This window comes from Bradyrhizobium tropiciagri, assembly GCF_018130545.1.
Taxonomy (GTDB): domain Bacteria; phylum Pseudomonadota; class Alphaproteobacteria; order Rhizobiales; family Xanthobacteraceae; genus Bradyrhizobium; species Bradyrhizobium tropiciagri_A.
On record NZ_JAFCKF010000004.1, the window covers coordinates 219763 to 237452 of the forward strand.

General features: G+C 65.2%; 16 protein-coding genes and 1 tRNA gene. 10 read left to right on the top strand and 7 right to left on the bottom strand.

Translation table 11 applies throughout. From position 1 onward, the window contains the following. The first annotated feature begins 31 nt into the window (after positions 1–31). Positions 32–108: transfer RNA gene (locus tag JQ616_RS18675), tRNA-Met, on the top strand. Between the two features lie 101 nt (positions 109–209). Here JQ616_RS18675 and JQ616_RS18680 read toward each other — a convergent pair. Next, complete coding sequence (locus JQ616_RS18680; protein WP_212016733.1) at positions 210–1724, bottom strand: ATP-binding protein; 1515 nt, start codon at positions 1722–1724, stop codon at positions 210–212. A gap of 509 nt (positions 1725–2233) precedes the next feature. Here JQ616_RS18680 and JQ616_RS18685 point away from each other — a divergent pair. Further along, the gene (locus JQ616_RS18685) at positions 2234–2419 is read left to right on the top strand and encodes a hypothetical protein (RefSeq protein WP_212016735.1); all 186 of its coding nucleotides are present in this window, start codon (positions 2234–2236) and stop codon (positions 2417–2419) included. 19 nt (positions 2420–2438) lie between these two features. Here JQ616_RS18685 and JQ616_RS18690 read toward each other — a convergent pair whose 3' ends face one another. Then, positions 2439–2870: a winged helix-turn-helix transcriptional regulator gene (locus JQ616_RS18690; protein WP_212016737.1), complete on the bottom strand. Its 432-nt coding sequence runs from the start codon at positions 2868–2870 to the stop codon at positions 2439–2441. A 126-nt stretch (positions 2871–2996) separates the two neighbouring features. Here JQ616_RS18690 and JQ616_RS18695 point away from each other — a divergent pair, with 126 nt between their 5' ends. The 3 genes from JQ616_RS18695 to JQ616_RS18705 all read left to right on the top strand — a co-directional run bounded on the left by JQ616_RS18695 (position 2997) and on the right by JQ616_RS18705 (position 6488). Beyond that, positions 2997–3392, top strand: a complete 396-nt coding sequence (locus tag JQ616_RS18695; RefSeq protein ID WP_212016739.1) for a hypothetical protein — start codon at positions 2997–2999, stop codon at positions 3390–3392. A 12-nt stretch (positions 3393–3404) separates the two neighbouring features. Then, complete coding sequence (locus JQ616_RS18700) at positions 3405–5069, top strand: amidohydrolase (protein ID WP_212016741.1); 1665 nt, start codon at positions 3405–3407, stop codon at positions 5067–5069. A gap of 129 nt (positions 5070–5198) precedes the next feature. Then, positions 5199–6488, top strand: a complete 1290-nt coding sequence (locus tag JQ616_RS18705; RefSeq protein WP_212016743.1) for an MFS transporter — start codon at positions 5199–5201, stop codon at positions 6486–6488. A 57-nt stretch (positions 6489–6545) separates the two neighbouring features. Here the strand turns inward: JQ616_RS18705 and JQ616_RS18710 are convergent, their stop codons facing one another. The 3 genes from JQ616_RS18710 to JQ616_RS18720 form a co-directional block, all read right to left on the bottom strand. After that, positions 6546–7715 carry an OpgC domain-containing protein gene (locus tag JQ616_RS18710; protein WP_212016745.1) on the bottom strand — a complete coding sequence of 390 codons (1170 nt, stop codon included), beginning with the start codon at positions 7713–7715 and terminating at the stop codon, positions 6546–6548. Between the two features lie 141 nt (positions 7716–7856). Next, positions 7857–8471, bottom strand: coding sequence for a TetR/AcrR family transcriptional regulator (locus JQ616_RS18715; protein WP_212016747.1), 615 nt, complete (start codon positions 8469–8471; stop codon positions 7857–7859). An 85-nt stretch (positions 8472–8556) separates the two neighbouring features. Next, positions 8557–9777, bottom strand: coding sequence for an acyl-CoA dehydrogenase family protein (locus tag JQ616_RS18720; protein ID WP_249136981.1), 1221 nt, complete (start codon positions 9775–9777; stop codon positions 8557–8559). 178 nt (positions 9778–9955) lie between these two features. On the opposite strand from JQ616_RS18720, the gene JQ616_RS18725 reads away from it, so the two are divergent. Further along, positions 9956–11053 (top strand): asparaginase, encoded by a 1098-nt coding sequence (locus JQ616_RS18725; RefSeq protein ID WP_249136982.1) that lies wholly within the window; start codon positions 9956–9958, stop codon positions 11051–11053. A 20-nt stretch (positions 11054–11073) separates the two neighbouring features. Further along, complete coding sequence (gene xylB, locus JQ616_RS18730; RefSeq protein WP_212016749.1) at positions 11074–12519, top strand: xylulokinase; 1446 nt, start codon at positions 11074–11076, stop codon at positions 12517–12519. A 38-nt stretch (positions 12520–12557) separates the two neighbouring features. Here the strand turns inward: xylB and JQ616_RS18735 are convergent, their stop codons facing one another. Beyond that, complete coding sequence (locus JQ616_RS18735; RefSeq protein WP_212016751.1) at positions 12558–13172, bottom strand: glutathione binding-like protein; 615 nt, start codon at positions 13170–13172, stop codon at positions 12558–12560. A 246-nt stretch (positions 13173–13418) separates the two neighbouring features. Between JQ616_RS18735 and JQ616_RS18740 the strand changes: the two genes are divergently transcribed. From JQ616_RS18740 to JQ616_RS18750, 3 genes are all read left to right on the top strand, one after another. Next, a complete protein-coding gene (locus tag JQ616_RS18740) occupies positions 13419–14942 on the top strand; it encodes a sugar ABC transporter ATP-binding protein (protein ID WP_212016753.1) in 1524 nt (507 codons plus the stop codon). After that, the gene (locus JQ616_RS18745) at positions 14935–15972 is read left to right on the top strand and encodes an ABC transporter permease subunit (RefSeq protein ID WP_212016755.1); all 1038 of its coding nucleotides are present in this window, start codon (positions 14935–14937) and stop codon (positions 15970–15972) included. Before JQ616_RS18740 ends, JQ616_RS18745 begins: the two co-directional genes overlap by 8 nt. 116 nt (positions 15973–16088) lie before the next feature. Next, positions 16089–17036 (top strand): ABC transporter substrate-binding protein, encoded by a 948-nt coding sequence (locus JQ616_RS18750; protein WP_212016757.1) that lies wholly within the window; start codon positions 16089–16091, stop codon positions 17034–17036. Positions 17037–17066: 30 nt separating this feature from the next. Here the strand turns inward: JQ616_RS18750 and JQ616_RS18755 are convergent, their stop codons facing one another. Next, positions 17067–17609 carry a sigma factor-like helix-turn-helix DNA-binding protein gene (locus JQ616_RS18755; RefSeq protein ID WP_212016759.1) on the bottom strand — a complete coding sequence of 181 codons (543 nt, stop codon included), beginning with the start codon at positions 17607–17609 and terminating at the stop codon, positions 17067–17069. Between the last annotated feature and the right edge of the window lie 81 nt (positions 17610–17690).

Genomic DNA, 17690 nt, shown 5'->3' on the forward strand with positions numbered 1-17690 from the left:
GCACTCTTTCTGCAAGGCACGCAACGGTTAACGCGGGGTGGAGCAGCCCGGTAGCTCGTCAGGCTCATAACCTGAAGGTCATAGGTTCAAATCCTATCCCCGCAACCAAATCTCTTTAACCGGCAGAGATGAAAAGCCCGCCTTTCGGCGGGCTTTTTTCGTGTTGGGCTGCATTTCTGGATCGTGCGCTTCGCTGCCCGCCGCTCCAATCACAGCGTTGAGTTGCTGCAAGCCGCTTCCGCCGGCACATCGTCCGCATTCGGATCGGCGGCCGCGGTTGCCCAGGCGAGTTCGACGAGGGTCACGATCCGCCGGCCGGCGCCGTCGAGCTGGCAGACGATCAGGCCTTGCTCCTCGATGTAGGTCAGGAGATGCCGGGCGCGACGCAGCGAGTGGGTGCCGTAGGCGCGGGCGATCGCGGCATCGCCCGGGCAGGGCCAGCCCTCCTTCGCGGCGCGGGCGATCATCATGAAGACACCCTGCATGTCCTCGGGCAGGATGGCGGCACGCAGCGAGACGTCCTGCCACGCGTCGTCTTCCGCCATATCGGCGCCGAGCCCGGCGCGGGCGCGCGTCAGCATACGGCGGAAATCGGTCAGCTCGGGCACCACGGCACCGAGTCCCTCGATCCGGCAGCGCACCACGAATTCCTGATAGAGCACGCCGATGGCGCGGAAGCCCGCGTCGGGCTCGGCGAGGATGGCGCGCAGGATCCGGTCCAGCCGCTCACGCCGCTCGGCCAATTGCTCGGCGCTCGGCGGTGGCTCCGCGGTTTCAGGATCCGGCTCCGGTGCTGCCGGCTTGGCGGCCATCAATTGGCTGAGCAGGTCCGGTGCCGGCGCCCGGCGCGGCGACCGGGCCGCCTCGGGCGGCGGGGCTGCGAGGATGATGGCGCGTGCGTCCTCCAGCGCCGCTTCAGGCAGCGGCATCAGCCGCGGCGCCGCGTTGCGCGGCTGGGTGTCGGTTGGGCCAATGCGCAGGCCCAGCGGACGGCGCGAGAGCGCGGGGCCCAGCGCCATGAACTGTCCGCGCTCGAGGTCGCGGAAAGCTTCCGCCTGCCGCCGCTCCATGCCGAGCAGGTCGGCGGCGCGCGCCATGTCGATATCGAGGAAGGTGCGGCCCATCAGGAAGTTGGATGCTTCGGCGGCGACATTCTTGGCGAGCTTCGCCAGCCGCTGGGTCGCGATGATCCCGGCAAGGCCACGCTTGCGGCCGCGGCACATCAAATTGGTCATCGCGCCGAGCGAGAGCTTGCGCGCCTCGTCGGTGACCTCGCCTGCAACCGCCGGCGCGAACAGCTGCGCCTCGTCCACCACCACCAGCATCGGATACCAGTGGTCGCGGGGAACCTCGAACATTCCGCCGAGGAAAGCCGCCGCCCGCCGCATCTGGTTCTCGGCGTCGAGCCCCTCGAGATTGAGCACGGTGGAGACGCGATGGATGCGCACGCGCTCGCCGGCGACCTGCAGGCTGCGCTCGGTGTGATCCTCGGCGTCGATGACGAGGTGGCCGAATCGCTCGGCCAGCGTGACGAAATCTCCTTCGGGATCGATGATGGTCTGCTGCACCCAGGGGGCGCTCTGTTCCAGGAGCCGCCGCAGCAGATGGGATTTGCCGGAACCAGAATTGCCTTGCACCAGCAGGCGCGTGGCCAACAGCTCCTCGAGGTCGATGGCCGCCGAAGCGCCGGCCGTCGTCTGTCCCATCTCGATCGCTACGGTCATGTGCCCCGACTCAAATTGTCCTTGCGGAGACGCGGCTTAACAAGCCGATCGGGCCCCGTCGAGCGACCCGCGGCATCATCCCCAGACAGGGCTCGGGACGTGGACAATTTGGAAGCCCACTGATCGGGCAGGCGCGGTGTCGCTACCCGGACGCCACGGCCAGGTCGAAGGCCGCATGATCTCGGCAAGCTCGTGTTGCGTGCAGATGCCGGATTTGCACTTGCCCACTGCACGCGCCTCCCGCGAGCGGCAGCAGGCTGCGTGTCGTCACGTGTCGGGATATCGGGAATCGTTTCCGAACCGGCTTCCACGATGCGACCGTCATCGGGAATGTTTCCCGACGCAACGGGTGTAGCGTCCCATCGCAGGGCTGCGCGTTGCGGAACGTTGCATAAAAAGTCGAAGGTTTAACGGATTTTGTCCCGCTCGCGTGCATATGCTGCTGAAGTAGAAGCGCCGGCACCAGTTGCGGCGGGCCAGCCGCTCGTCGCGGGCGCGGAGCGATCCTGATGCCGGCCGCGAAACGCTCGATCACGCAAGTCTTCCTCATGCCGGCGCTGATCTTTGCTGTGATCGGCTTCGGGTTGGTCTCGGCGCTGCTCGGCGACGGGATCTGGGACCAGGCCTCCTGGCTCGCACTCGCCGTGCCGCTCGCCGTGATCGTGTTCTACGTCAGCCGGCGCGGGAACCGGTAAGCAAGCGGGTCGACAGCAACTATCGTTGTACGTTCTGCGCGGACGGACGTTCCGATGTCCGGCAGCTCTCGCCACCGCCGCCGTGCTGAGCGCTTCGCGGCGGCTCGGGCGGTCGCCACGTAACGCCCTGTTCGGCGAGCAGATTGTTTCCCCATTCGGCCAGGGGGGTCAGCAGCGCAACAAGCTCGAATCCTCTCTCCGTCAATGCGTAGATCGATCGTTCGGATGAAATCTTGCGTTGTCGGACCGCGCCGTCGGCGATCAGGTCCCGCAGCAGGCTGGACAAGACTTGCTGGCGAACGCCCACGATCGAGTTGCGCAATTCGCCGAAGCTGAGTTCGTCGAGCGAAAGGAGATGAAGGACCCGGACCTTCCATTTGCCCGAGACGATCTTGAGGACCGTCTCGACGGGACAGGGATCCGGGGCAGGGCGCTTGCGATGGTAGGCCATGGTTTCCTCGGTCAGAAATTAATGTGTCTGGCTGGTCCATGTTTGATGTGGGACCATGAAACGATGCGAGCGACGTAACCAGCCTGCCGACAGGAATATCTCGCAAGGTCCTTCATGGGTGACTCGATGAGCGGTCGCATTCTCAGTCTGCTTCTTTGGGCCGGCGTGGCCTATTTTTGCTGCATGGCGGTGGCGCACTTCTTCGGAATCAAGGTGCCGATCCTGTTTGTCTACTACGATACACCCTACTACGCCTATCAGGACAAGATCATCTCGTTCGCGGTGGTGGCCTATATCTGCCTGTTTGCCTCCGCCGCGCGTTCGGGTGAAGTCGTCTTCGCCTTGGTTGCGATCTGGGTCACGGTTCTTGGTCTCTGCGCCGTCAACCTTTCCGACGCGTTGCAGAGCGTTCTCGCCGGCAAGTCCACACTGCTTTACTGGCTGCAGACCGCCGCAATCGCGGCCTACGCTCTGTGCCTCACTGTTTTCTCGCGGCAGCCGCGAATCCTGTCGGCGCACTGAGGGCCAAGCACGATGATGCGGCCGGAATTGATCTTCCATAATGGAAAAGTGTTCACGGCGGATGCCGCCGCGAGCCGCGCCGAGGCGATTGCGGTGGCCGGCGGCACGATCGTTGCCGTCGGTCGCGATCTCGACGTCAAAGGTCTGGCCGGTCCCGGAACCAGGATGGTGGACCTTGGCGGCGGCATGCTGCTGCCCGGTATCGTCGATGTGCACAACCACCATCTCCGTGGCGGGCAAGCCGACCTCTATGAATTGAAACTCTTGCCGACGATGCCGCTCGATGCGGTGCTCGAAGCTGTGCGCGCGCGATGCGCGACGACGAAACCGGGCGAGTGGGTCTTTGGTGGCATCTGGGGAAGCCAACTGGTCGAAATGATCGGTCGTGCAAGTTCGCTGGCGGCGCTCGATGCCGTTTCCGGGGCGCATCCGGTGATGCTGCGCGACGACAGCCAGCACAACCGGTGGGTCAATTCTCGTGCGTTGGAGCTGATCGGGATCGACGCAGGCACCCCCGATCCCCAGGACGGTCAAATCCTTCGCGATGTGGAGACCGGGGCCGCGACCGGGCTGTTGCTGGAGCGAGCCTCGGGGCTCGCCGAGCAGGCGGTCGAGCGAAGCATCCCGGATGTTGCGGAGCGCAACAAGGCTTCGTGCCGCCGCGCAGTTGAGATTCTCAATGGCTTCGGCGTTACCGCATTTCAGGATGCGACGACGACGCTCCCGTTCCTGGAGGCGCTGGCCGCGCTCGATCGCGCCAATGAGCTCAATGGCTGGTGCGTCGCCTCGCTGCCCGCGCAGCGGACGCTGTCGGGCGCCGACCTCGTCGGAGACGCGCTGATCGTGCGCCGGGAGACCTATCGCACCCGCCACGTCCGTCCCGATTTCATCAAGCTGTTCATGGACGGCGTGCCGACGACGCGTACCGCCGCCATGCTCACGCCGTACCGTGCCACGCGCCTGCAAGGCTGCTGCTTTTGCGGCGATCCCTTGATTTCGATTCCTGATCTGGTGCGGTGGATCGCAAAGGCCGAGAAACATCGGATGCGGGTCAAGGTGCATTGCACCGGCGATGCCGCGGTTCGCGATACCCTCGACGCCATCGAAGTCGTGCGCAGCTTCAACGGGCCCGGAGACGGCGCCGGTGCTACTCACCAGATCGCGCATGCGGGTTTCGTTGCCCCCGCCGATATCCCGCGCTTCCGCGCGCTCGATGTCGCGGCCGACCTGTCGCCGATCATCTGGTATCCCGGCCCGATCCAGCAAGCCATCCGTGCGGCGCTGCCGGAGGATCGCGCCGACTGCTATTGGCCGCTTCGCGATTTCCACGCCGCCGGCGCGTTGATGGCGGCCGGATCAGACTGGCCGGTCGTGGCCAATCCAGACCCCTGGCTCGGAATCGAAGGGATGATCACGCGCCGCAATCCGCGGGGCGGATATGACGGTGCGCTTTGGCCGGAGCAGGCCCTCGATCTCGAGACGGTGCTGCGCATCTACACCGTCAACGCCGCGCAGGCGATGGGCTTGTCCGATCTCACCGGATCGATCGAAGCCGGAAAGTCGGCAGATTTCATCCTGGTCGATCGCGACTTGTTCGCGACCGCGCCCGAGCTTCTATCGCAGACCAAGGTGCTTTCGACCTGGTTCGAGGGCCGTCAGGTGCACGAGGCCGGATGAAAACTCGCGCGTCGGTTCCTGATCGGCGCCGCCATTCTCATGCCGGATACCTCCGTCCCGTTTGCCGGTGGTGTCCCCTCGCGCAAACCTCGTCATAGTCCGCCGCACAAAAGAAACGTGCGAGGAAACATGACTGAGAGCATCGTTGATGCCGTAGCGCCGTCGGTCGCGGCGCCTGGCGCGGTGTCGCCGCGAAAAGTGTTCTGGGCGACCTGGTTCGGATGGATGCTCGATGGCTTCGATTCCTCGATGTACGCCTACATCCTGGTCAGTGCGTTGAGCGAGCTGCTGCCGGCCAGCGGCATCGAGCCGAGCAAGGCCAATATCGGCATCTATGGCGGGTTGTTGTTCTCGATCTTCATGCTGGGCTGGGCCTGCTCGATGGTCTGGGGCTGGGCCGCCGACCGTTACGGGCGGGTCAGGATCATGTGCTGGACGGTGCTGGTCTACTCGCTGTTCACGGCCTTGTGCGGGCTTGCAACCGGGATCGTGATGTTTGCCTTGTTTCGCTTTGTTGCCGGCTTCGGCATCGGCGGCGAATGGGCCGCGGGCACGCCGCTGCTGCAGGAATCCGTGCCCGAGAACACACGGGTGCGGCTCGCCGGATGGCTACACACGGCGACGCCGACCGGGCTGTTCCTCGCCGCCGCCGTGACGCTCGCGATCGGCAGCACGCTCGGCTGGCGCGGCATGTTCCTGCTCGGCATCCTGCCGGCGCTGCTGATTGCGTATCTGCGCAGCAACATTCCCGAGCCGGAACACAGCGCGTCGCGCGAGCAGCCTCGGGTCTCGGCATTGTTTGCTGGCGATCAGGCGCGCACCACCTGGGCCGCCGCCCTGATGATGGCCTGCATCATCTTCGGCCTGTGGTCGTCGAACTTCTGGGCGCCCACCGTGATTGCGACCAAGCTGGTCGCAGCCGGCGCGACGCCGGCGCATGCGCAGGAGATGGGCGCAGTGGCTGGCTTGATCACCAATGTCGGCACTTTGATCGGCTGCCTCCTTGTACCATGGCTCACCGGCTGGCTCGGCAGCCGGCGCCGCACCGCGGTGCTGTTCTTCATCGGCGGGTTGATCTCCGTCGTGGTCTGCTATGAGGTCGCGATCGAATGGCTCGATAGCCTGACGCTGTTCATGGTGCTGCTGCCGGTGCTCGGCTTCTTCACCAATGGCGTGTTCGGCCTGTTCACGATCTGGCTGCCGGAGATGTTTCCGTCCGCACTGCGCGGTTCGGGTTCCGGCTTTGCCTTCAGCATGGGCCGCGTGCTCGGCGCAGCCGGCCCGTCGCTGATCGGCGCGCTCGCCGCCCGCACCGGGAGCTTTCCGCTGGCGATCTCGATGCTGTCGCTGATTTATGTGATCGGCCTGCCGTTGATCGCCCTGGCGCCGGAGACGGCCGGCAAGCCGCTCGCGAAATAGCGAACGCGTCGGCTCTCAGGCGCGGCCGGCTCCGTCGCGCCTGCCACCTGCGAAGCGCTATTCCGCCGGCTTCGCGACGGCCGTCGCCGTCGTAGCCACTGGCGGCTTCGGCGCCTTGTCGACCTTCTTCGACCAGGAGCGGTAATAGGCCAGCACGGTCATCAGCACGATGCCGACCACGCTGACCACGATCTGCATCCAGAGGCTGCCGGAGACCTCGACCAGCACCACATGCGCGACCACGGCGAGGAAGACGCCCGAGCAGAACACCTCGAGCGACTGCTGCCCGCATTTGATGATCGGCTGGAACACCGGCCATTCGTATCCCGCCCATTCGCGCGGCAGGAAACGGGTGACGAAGAAGGCAAGCACGATGAAGTGCAGCACGCGATAGGGCGCGAGGTTGGTCTTGTCGTTCGGATTGAAGGCGTCATAGAGCCAGGGCGGCATCGCCTGACCGAGCTCCGGGAAGCGGCCCGCCAGCGTCATCACCATTGCGAACAGCAGATAGGCACCACCGAGCCAAAGGAAGGCGCGCGAGCGGATGAAATCGATCGACTCGCTGGCGCCGCCGAGCGCGAACCAGCCGCCGAACACGAACAGGAACTGCCAGCAGAACGGGTTGAAGTACCATGTGCCGGATGGATAGGCCGGCAGATTCCAGCCGAAATGACGTGCGGCGAGATAGAGCAGGAACGAGGCCAGCAGCGTCAGATTGAGCTTCCGCAGCATCGCCCACAGCACCAGCGGATATACCAGCATCAGCGCGATATAGAGCGGCAGCACGTCCATGTTGACCGGCTTGAACGCCAGGATCAGGCCCTGATAGAGCGTCTCCGCCGGGTTCTGCATGAAGCCCGCGACGTTGAACTCGTTCTGCAGATTGGGGTCGTGATAGCGCTGCGCGAGATAGCCGATCTCGGCGATGTAGATCACGAACAGCAGGACGTGCGCGACATAGATCTGCCAGGCCCGCTTGATCAGGCGGGTGGTGCCGATCACCGTGCCGCGCTCGAGCATCATCCGCGCATAGACAAAGGACGCGGTGTAGCCAGAGATGAAGACGAACAGATCGGCGGCGTCGCTGAAGCCGAAATTCTTCTGCGTGATCCAGTTCACCGCGTTGTTGGGGATATGATCGAGATAGATCGCCCAGTTGGCGAAGCCGCGCAGCAGATCGAGGCGGTAGTCGCGGCCACGCGGCGGCAGAACAGCCTTGACGTCCATCAGTTCGCTCCCATCCCCAGTGCCCACGTGTCCGCGATGTCATACTAGAACAGGATTTCGACGGCTGTGTATCCGTTTCTGGGAAAGGATCGTCTCAACCGCGGGGCAAACAACGCTGAATTTGGATCAAATCGTTCGCGACTAGTGCTGTACGAACCCGTTATGCAGCGTGGTGAACAGCGTCCTGCCCTTCTTCACCAGGTCATATTTGCGGCCGTAGAGCAGCCAGACCGCGGTGAGGTGGCACATCCCGCCCATCATCAGCGACATCGCGGTGTAGGGATCGAGATTGCGGCGATAGATGCCGGCGCGGCTTGCCTGCCTGATCAGCTGCACATAGCGCAGCGCGTATTTGTCGACCGCTTTCTTGATCCGCGGCTCGGCCGCCAGCACGCTCGGCCAGATCTCGAGGAAGAACACGCGGCCCCAGCTCGGGTTGTCCTTGATGTATTGGAAGTTGGTCAGGAAGATGATGCGAAGCTGCTCGACGGGATCGCCTCCCTTCACCAGCAGCGGTTCGGTCTTCTGATACAGCGCTTCGAAATTGCCCTCGGGCACATCGAGCACCAGCGCGCGCTTATCCTCGAAATAGTCGTAGAGGCTGGAGAGCGGCACCTTGGCCGTCGCAGCGATGTCGGTGAGCGAGGTGCCGTCGATACCTCTCTGGCCGAACAGCCTGGTCGCCGCCGAGAGAATCTGCTCGCGCCGGTCGCGGCTGCGTTGTTGCTTGAGCTTGAGCGTCGTCCCCGAAGCCACTTTCGTCTCCACGCGTCCCGCAAAAACAGTAAGGCAGCGGGATCGGAACACAAGCGTTATTGCTGCGACATACAGCGTAAGATTGTCACTGGATCGATGCGTTCCGCCGTTCCCGATTGCGGAACGCGTTGCGGGCGATGATCTGGCGCATGATCTCGGATGTGCCGTCCAGAATGCGGACGACGCGTGTTTCCCGCCAGATGCGTTCAATCGGCAGGTCCCTGGAATAACCGGCACCACCGAACAGCTGCATGGTCATGTCGGCGACGCGCTGCACCATATCGGCGCCGGTATATTTGGACAGCGCCGCCGCGGCGGTGCGGGCGGCGGCGTCGCCCTGGTCGTAACGCCACGCCGCCTCATAGGCAACGAGGCGCGCGGCATGCAGCGCGCTTGCCATGTCGGCGATCTGCCACTCGATGCCTTGATGATCGCGCAGCTTGCGGCCGAACGTCTCGCGCTCGGAGACATGGTCGAGCGCGTAGTCCAGGAGCTGGCTCGCCGCACCGACGCAATAAGCGCCCCAATGCGTGCGCCCGGCATCCAGGCACCGCATCGCGATGGCGAATCCGTCGCCCTCCTGGCCGAGCAGGTTTTCGCAGGGAATGCGGCACTCCTCGAAGATGACTTCGGCATGCTCCGAGCCGCGCCCGGCGGCCATCTCGACCACGCGGCCGATGGCGAGGCCCGGTGTCTTCGCATCGACGACGAAGGCCGCAATGCCCTTCGCGCCCCGGGCCGGATCGAGCGTGGCGAATACCGTGAAGACGCCGGCGACCGGCGCATTGGTGATGTAGGTCTTGCGGCCGTCGAGCACGTAATGATCGCCGTCGCGCCGCGCCCGGGTCTGGATCCGCGCGGCATCGGATCCGGCGTTCGGCTCGGTCAGCGCGAAGGCGCCGATCACCCGTCCGCTGGCGAGCTTGGGCAGCCAGCGGTCGCGAACCTCCGGCTGCGCGAAGAACTCGATCGCCTTCGAACCGATGTGAACGTTGACGCCGCTCAGATAGTAGAAGGCGGTGTGCGCCTTCGCGAGCTCCTCGATCGCAATGCAGCTGCCGAGCATCGACAGACCGAGCCCGCCGAATTGCTTCGGCGTGTTGGTGCCGAACAATCCCATCCTGCGCAGCGCGGCTATCGCGTTGTCCGGCACCACGCCGGTCGCCTCGATCGCGGCATCGTGCGGCTGCAATTCGCTGCGCACGAACTCGCGCAGACGGCCTTGCAGAACGCGCAGATCGTCGGGAAGCTCGAAATGCATGGCGTCACCAAATTCGAATAATCTTCGAAAAATGTGCGATGTCATCCCGGCGATGTCAAGATTTCGGGCACGCGCTGGAAAACCAGGCGGCCCTGGCCGGATGACACGACGCGGGCGAGATCGCCGCGAAACCTTGCCGGCGGCGTTTCCGCCGCAAGTTTGTCCATTTCTTGCGCGACAAAACCACGAGTTGTGAGTAGATGGTTTGTCACTGGGGGAAGAAATGATGCTGCACGCGCTTCGATCGACCCATTCGACACGCACGATCGTCGGGCTCGCCGCCGCCCTGATGATCGGGCTGGCCTCACCGGTATCAGCACAACAGGCCTCCGGAACCGCACTGGCCAAGGTGCTCGTGCTCGGCACCGGCGGCACCATCGCGGGCCAGGCCAACGCGCGCGCCGGCAATGCCTATGATTCAGGCAAGGTCAGCGCGGCGAACCTGATCGCGGCGATTCCCGGCATCGACAAGCTCGCTCAGATCTCGGCCGAGCAGATTTCCTCGATCGGCTCGCAGGACATGAACGACAAGGTCTGGTTCGACCTCGTCAAGCGCATCCGCGCCGCCATTGACAACAAGGAAGTCGACGGAATTGTCATCACCCATGGCACCGACACGATGGAGGAGACCGCGTTCTTCCTGCAGAACGTGCTGGACACCGACATGCCGGTGGTGCTGGTCGGCTCGATGCGGCCGTCGACCGCGATCGGCGCCGATGGGCCGGCCAATCTTTACGACGCGATGCGGGTCGCCTCGGCGCCGGAATCCCGCGGTCGCGGCGTGCTCGTGGTGCTCAACGATACCATCCATGGCGCGCGCTGGGTGCAGAAGACCAATACCACCAGCGTCCAGACTTTCCGCTCGCCCGATGCGGGGCCGGTCGGTTATGTCGACACCGGATCGCTGCGCTTCCTGGCGGCGGCCCCAGCCAAGGGGGCCAAGCTGAAGCTGCCGGACGCACCGCCGCTGCCGCGGGTCGACATCATCTATTCGCACGCCAACATGGATGCCGCGGAGGTCGAGGACGCGGTCAAGCGCGGCGCCAAGGGCATCGTGCTGGCCGGCGTCGGCGACGGCAACTCATCGAAGGGCGCGATCGACGCGCTGGCGGCCGCGGCAAAGCAGGGCGTCGTCGTGGTGCGGTCGACCCGGGTCGGCTCCGGCTATGTCAACCGCAATGTCGAGGTCGAGGACGACAAGCTCGGCTTTGCCGTCTCGCTCGATCTCAATCCGCAGAAGGCGCGCGTCCTGCTCGAACTCCTGATCGCCAACGGCATCACCGATCCCAAGTCGGTGCAGCAGGCGTTCGCCCAGCCGTGATCGCATAGACACGAGGCGCCATGTATCTCGGGATCGATCTCGGCACCTCGGCGGTCAAGACCGTGCTCGTCGACGCCGCGCAGCGGGTGGTGGCGAGCCGCAGCCTGTCGCTGACTGTGGCCTCGCCGCATCCTGGCCATAGCGAGCAGGACCCGGCGCAATGGGTCGACGCCGCGTTCGCGACGCTCGACGCGCTGAAGGCGGAGCATCCGGCCGAACTGGCTGAAGTCGTCGGCATCGGCCTGTCGGGCCAGATGCACGGCGCGACGTTGCTTGATGCCGATTGGAAGCCATTGCGGTCCTGCATTCTCTGGAACGACGGACGCTCGGCCGCGGAATGCGCTGAGCTGGAGCAGCGTTGGCCGGCGTTGCGGGCGACCACTGGCAACAAGGCGATGCCGGGCTTCACGGCGCCCAAGCTGTTGTGGGTCGCCAGGCACGAACCGGAGATCTTCGCAGCGACCAAGCTGGTGCTGCTGCCGAAGGCCTATCTACGACTGGTGCTGACGGGCGAGGCGATCGAGGATATCTCGGACGCTTCGGGAACATTGTGGCTCGATGCGGCGCGGCGGGGCTGGTCCGATGCGGCGCTGGAGGCGACCGGCCTGTCGCGCCGCCAGATGCCGCGTCTCGTCGAGGGCTGCGCGCCGTCGGCACGGCTGTTGGGCGAGCTCGCGCAGCGCTGGGGCATGACCAAGCGGCCGATGATCGCCGGCGGCGCCGGCGACAATCCGGCGGGCGCCATCGGTATCGGTGCGATCGGTCACGGCTCGGCCTTCGTCTCGCTCGGAACGTCCGGTGCGCTGCTGGCGCCGACCGGTACGATCGCCACCAACCCTGAACGCGCCGTGCACACCTTCTGTCACGCCATTCCCGGGATGTGGATCCAGGCCGGCGCAATCCTCTCGGCGGCGTCGTGCCTGGCCTGGATCGCGCGGTTGCTGCGGACGCCCGAGGCCGAATTGCTGGCGCCGCTCGGGGCGCAGCCGACGGCGCCGTCGCCGGTCAACTTCCTGCCTTATCTGTCCGGCGAGCGCACGCCGCATGACGATCCCGATGTGCGCGGCATGCTCGACGGCATCAGTCACGGCACCGATCGCGATGCGATCGTGCAGGCGGTGCTCGAAGGCGTCGCCTTCGCGCTGGCGGATTGCCGCGACGTGCTTGCCGATAGCGGCGTGGCGATCAACGCGGTCGATGCCATCGGCGGCGGCTCGCGCTCGCGGTTCTGGCTTTCCGTGCTCGCCAATGTGCTCGACATTCCGGTGCATCGCTTTGCCGATGGCGAAACCGGGGCTGCGTTCGGCGCCGCGCGGCTCGGACGCCTCGCCATCAGCGGCGAGGCGATCGAGGCCGTCTGCACCGCGCCGCCGCGCGTCGAGACGTTCGAGCCCGACCGCGCGCTTGCGCAAGCCTATGCAGAGCGGCTGCCGAAATGGCGCAGCCTGTATCGGCCACGGCGCTGACCAAAGTCAGCGCGTCCTTGAATTTCATGGTCTGGAGGTCATGCCGGAACAGGTCCCTCGATCCGGTGTACTTCACGAACGGCGTCACGATTGGCGATCCGGGCGTAATGCGCGGCCAGGTTCGGGTAGGCGCCAATATCGAAGCCGACGCGAGGCGTCCAGCCTGTCATCGCATAGAGACCGACGTCGGCAATGGAGTAGCTCTCGCCCAATAGATAGGAGCCCTTAGAGAGGTGTTGGTCGAGAAAGGCGAACCGCGCCCTCAGTCGCTCGCGGAAAACGTCCCTCGCTCGCTCATCCAGCGCGGTGTAGAACAACGGGCCGAGACCTCCCTTGTGCAGCTCACTGGAGAGGAAATTCAGCCAGGCCTGCAACCTGGCCCGCTCGAGGGTTCCGTGCGATGGCGCGAGCCTTCCGGTCGGGTCGCGGTCCGCGATGTACTGGACGATCGCGGCTGCCTCGAGCAGGACGTTGCCATCATCGAGCACCAAAGCCGGTATGTATCCCAGCGGGTTTATGGTTCGATAGTCTCCGCCATCCGCCATCGTCTTGCTTGCTTCATCGACTCTGACGCCGACAAAGGGAAGACCGCTCTCGAGCATGGCGACATGGGGCATCAGCGATATCGTGCCCGGCGCGTAGTACAGCTTCATGCCACAATCTTTCTCCGGCGCAGACGCAATCAGGAGCGCTGCGCGCCGGCGAGCAGAATGGGCGAACGTTCGGCCGCGACGCAATCGTGAAAATTCGCTTTGCCTTGCCGCTCCGGTTCCAGTCTTGTGATCATCGGAAGGTATTGCCCTACGTAGCGGCCTTTTGTTTAATGCGCCCACGCGCGCGAGGAACCGAAAACAACTTGCGGGTGCGACGCAACGCCGTCGATGCAGTGGGGAGGCAGGATGAACGACCCGATCCTCGAGATGCGCCGGGTCTCCAAGTCTTTCTTTAGCATCAAGGCGCTGCGCGGCGTCGACCTCACGGTCTATCCCGGCGAAATCCACGCGCTGATGGGAGAGAACGGCGCCGGCAAATCGACGCTGATGAAGATCCTGTCGGGGGCCTACCGGCCCGATCCGGGCGGCGAGATCCGCATCGGGGGCAAGCCCGTCAGCTTCAACGGCCCACATGCCGGACGTGCGGCGGGCATCTCGATCATCTATCAGGAGCTGTCGCTCGCGCCCAATCTCAGCGTGGCGCAGAACATCTATCTCGGCCGCGAGGTCTCGCGCTTCGGAATGCTGGCGCGCGAGGTGATGGAGGCCGCCATCGGTCCGATCCTCGAACGGCTCGGCGCGGATTTCGCGCCGTCGACGCTGGTGGCCGGTCTGTCGATGGGCCAGCGCCAACTCGTCGAGATCGCCCGCGCGCTGCACGCCCGCTCGAAGATCCTGATCATGGACGAGCCGACCACCGCGCTGTCGGCCGGCGAGAGCGAGCGGTTGTTCGGCCTGATCCGCCGGCTTCGTGCCGAAGGACTTGCCATCATCTACATCTCACATCGCATGGACGAGGTGTATGCGCTCGGCGATCGGGTCACGGTGCTCCGTGACGGCACGCTGGTCGGCTCGCTCGACAAGCCGGAGATCCGCGCCGACACCATCGTCCGCCTGATGGTCGGACGCGACGTCTCGTCCTTCTACAAGAAGGAGCATGATCCGCGAGCACTGCACGGCCCGCCCATGCTCGCGGCCGTCAACATCGCCGACGGACGGCGGGTCAAGGGGGGCTCGCTCACTGTGCATGCCGGCGAGGTCGTCGGCCTCGCCGGGCTTGTCGGCGCCGGCCGCACCGAGCTTGCGCATCTGATCATCGGCGCCGCGGCAAAAATCGCCGGCCATGTCGAGATCGAAGGACGCACGGTCGACATCCGCAACCCCGGCGAGGCGCTGGAGGCGGGCATCGCCTATTTGACCGAGGACAGGAAGGCGCTCGGTCTGTTCCTCGACATGTCCTGCCTCGACAACATCAATCTCGCGGTGCTGGGCCGCGATGCCAGGCTTGGCGGCATCCTCGACCGCGACAAGGCGCGCGACCGCGCCAGCAAGGCATTCGCGGCGTTGGCCATCCGTGCCACCGATATCCGCGTTGCGGCAGGCGGCCTCTCCGGCGGCAACCAGCAGAAGGTGTTGTTGTCGCGCCTGCTTGCGACCACGCCGAAGATCCTGATCCTCGATGAACCGACGCGCGGCGTCGATGTCGGTGCCAAGTCCGAGATCTATTCGATCATCGACAACCTTGCGAAGTCGGGCACAGCGGTGCTGGTGATCTCATCCGATTTGCCGGAGATCATCGGCATCTGCGACCGCGTCATCGTGATGCGCGCCGGGCTGCTTGCCGGCGAGATCAAGCGGACGGCGACGACGCCGCTCGACCAGGAGCAGATCATGGCGCTCGCAACCGGAATGGAGCAGCTCGATGCCTGATGACGGTGCTTCCGCGAAGGCCGCCGCGGCGCCCGGCCTCGTTGCCGCGCAGGAGACGAGGCGTCAGCGCACGCGGCTGCTGATCCGTTCGGCCGGCATGCTGCCGGTGCTGGTGCTGCTGTGCATCGGCTTTCATCTGCTGTCGGACGGCCGGTTCTTCACCGCGCAGAATCTCGGCATCGTGGTGCAGCAGGCTGCCGTCAACACCGTGCTGGCGGCGGGCATGACCTTCGTGATCCTCACCGGCGGCATCGATCTGTCGGTCGGCTCTATCCTGGCGGCCTCGGCGATGGCCGGGCTGATCATCTCCAAGCTTCCCGATGTCGGCGCGCTGTGGCTGCCGGCCGCGGTGCTCACGGGCGCGATCTTCGGCATCCTCAATGGCGGCCTCATCGCACTGCTGCGGCTGCCGCCCTTCATCGTGACGCTGGGCTCGCTCACCGCGGTGCGCGGCGTGGCGCGCCTCCTGGGTGCCGACACCACGGTGTTCAATTCGGAGATTCCCTATGCCTTCATCGGCAATGGTTCGCTGACGCTTGTTCCTGGCGTGCTGTCGATCCCCTGGCTCTGGGTGATCGCGCTGCTCGTGATCCTGGTCTCCTGGCTGGTGCTGCGTCGCACCGTGCTTGGCGTGCACATCTACGCGGTCGGCGGCAATGAGAGCGCGGCGCGGCTCGCCGGCATCAAGGTCTGGGCCGTGCTGATCTTCGTTTATGGCGTGTCGGGCCTGCTTGCCGGTCTCGGCGGCGCCATGCAGGCGGCACGGCTCTACGCCGCCAACGGCCTGCAGCTCGGCCAGTCCTACGAGCTCGATGCGATCACTGCCGTGATCCTCGGCGGCACCTCCTTTGTCGGCGGCATCGGCTCGATCTGGGGCACGCTGGTCGGCGCGCTGATCATCGCCGTGCTGTCGAACGGGTTGATCCTCACCGGCGTGTCCGACGTCTGGCAGTATGTGATCAAGGGCCTCGTGATCATCGGCGCGGTGGCGCTCGACCGCTACCGGCTGCAGGGCTCGGCGCGCACCTAGGGCATGATCCGGAAAAGTGTGAAGCGGTTTTCCGAAGAGGTCATGCCCAAACAAGTCAGTTCGTCGCGATCACTGGTCGACGTGGCGGAGCTTCAAGCAGACCAGGGAGGAAGCCAATGTTGAAGTCGATCTCGCTTGCCGGCGCCGCCATAGCGCTTGTCTTGAGTGCCGCCCCGTCCTCGGCCAAGGAGCTCAAGGCGATCGGCATCTCGCTGGGCTCGCTCGGCAACCCGTTCTTCGTCGCGTTGTCGAAGGGGGCCGAGTTCGAGGCGAAGAAAACCAATCCCAACGTCAAGATCACGACGGTCGGGTTTGAGTACGACCTCGGCAAGCAGGTGACCCAGATCGACAATTTCATCGCCGCCGGCGTCGATTTGATCCTGCTCAACCCCGGCGATCCCAAGGCGGTTGGGCCTGCGATCAAGAAAGCCCAGGCCGCCGGCATCATCGTCGTTGCGGTCGACACCGCGGCCGAAGGCGCGGATGCCACGGTCACCACCAACAACGTCCAGGCCGGCGAGATCTCCTGCCAGTACATCGTCGATAAGCTCGGCGGCAAGGGCGACGTGATCATCGAGAATGGGCCGCAGGTCTCCGCGGTGATCGACCGCGTGACCGGCTGCAAGAACGTGCTCGGCAAGAGCCCAGGCATCAAGGTGCTGTCCAGCGACCAGGACGGCAAGGGCTCGCGCGAAGGCGGCCTCACCGTGGCGCAGGGCTATCTGACCCGCTTCGCCAAGATCGACGCCATCTTCGCCATCAACGATCCGCAGGCGATCGGCACCGACCTCGCCGCGCGCCAGCAGAACCGCAGCGGCATCGTCATCACCGCGGTCGACGGCGCGCCCGACATCGAGGCCGCGCTCAAGGATCCCGGCTCGCCGCAAATCCAGGCTTCGTCCTCGCAGGATCCGTTCTTCATGGCCCGCCGCGCGGTACAGATCGGCGTCGGCCTGCTCAACGGTCAGAAGCCGGCTTCGACCGTCGAGCTGTTGCCGTCAAAACTCGTGACCCGCGACAACATCGCCGAGTACAAGGGTTGGACCTCGAACCGTTCACAATAGTACGCCCGGCACGGGCGCCGTGGCTGCGGTTCAAACGGCGTTCGCGCGGTGGACCGTCAGCCTCGCGCCGCCAGCGGGCGGCGGCGCCTTGTTCGCTGCTCGCCATGCTGCAAGCAGCAGGCCGCGGGCCTCGGCGATGCGCGACATCACGGTGGTGACGGGAACGCCGGTGACCGCGGCGATCTCCTTGTAGGAGAGGTTGATCACGTCGCGCAGTGCGATGACTTCGCCGAGCGGCGCAGGCAGGTCATCGACCAGTTGCCGGATCATTGGCGTGCCATTTTCCTTATTGCCGGCAACGTGCGTCGGCGCGCCCCGGCGGCCGAGCATTTCGCCAAGTCTTTCCTGGCAGACGGTCTTGAGGATCGCGAGCAACCACGGCCGGACGGCGGTGCCGCGAAAGCCGTCGAATTGGCGCAGCGCGCGCTGGTAACAGTTCTGCACGGCCTGTTCGGCGTCCGCCTCGGTTCGCATCAGGATTTGGGCGAATGCATAGGCATCGTCGAGCCACGGCAGGGCGGCGTCACGAAACTGCTGCGCCGTTTTATTCCCGGCTTTCGCGCTTCGCATCATAGGGTTGCATCTCGTGAATAGCTTTACCGTCAATCGGCGGAGTGGTATCAGGCTCCCCGCCGGAGTCGTGGACCGTCGCGC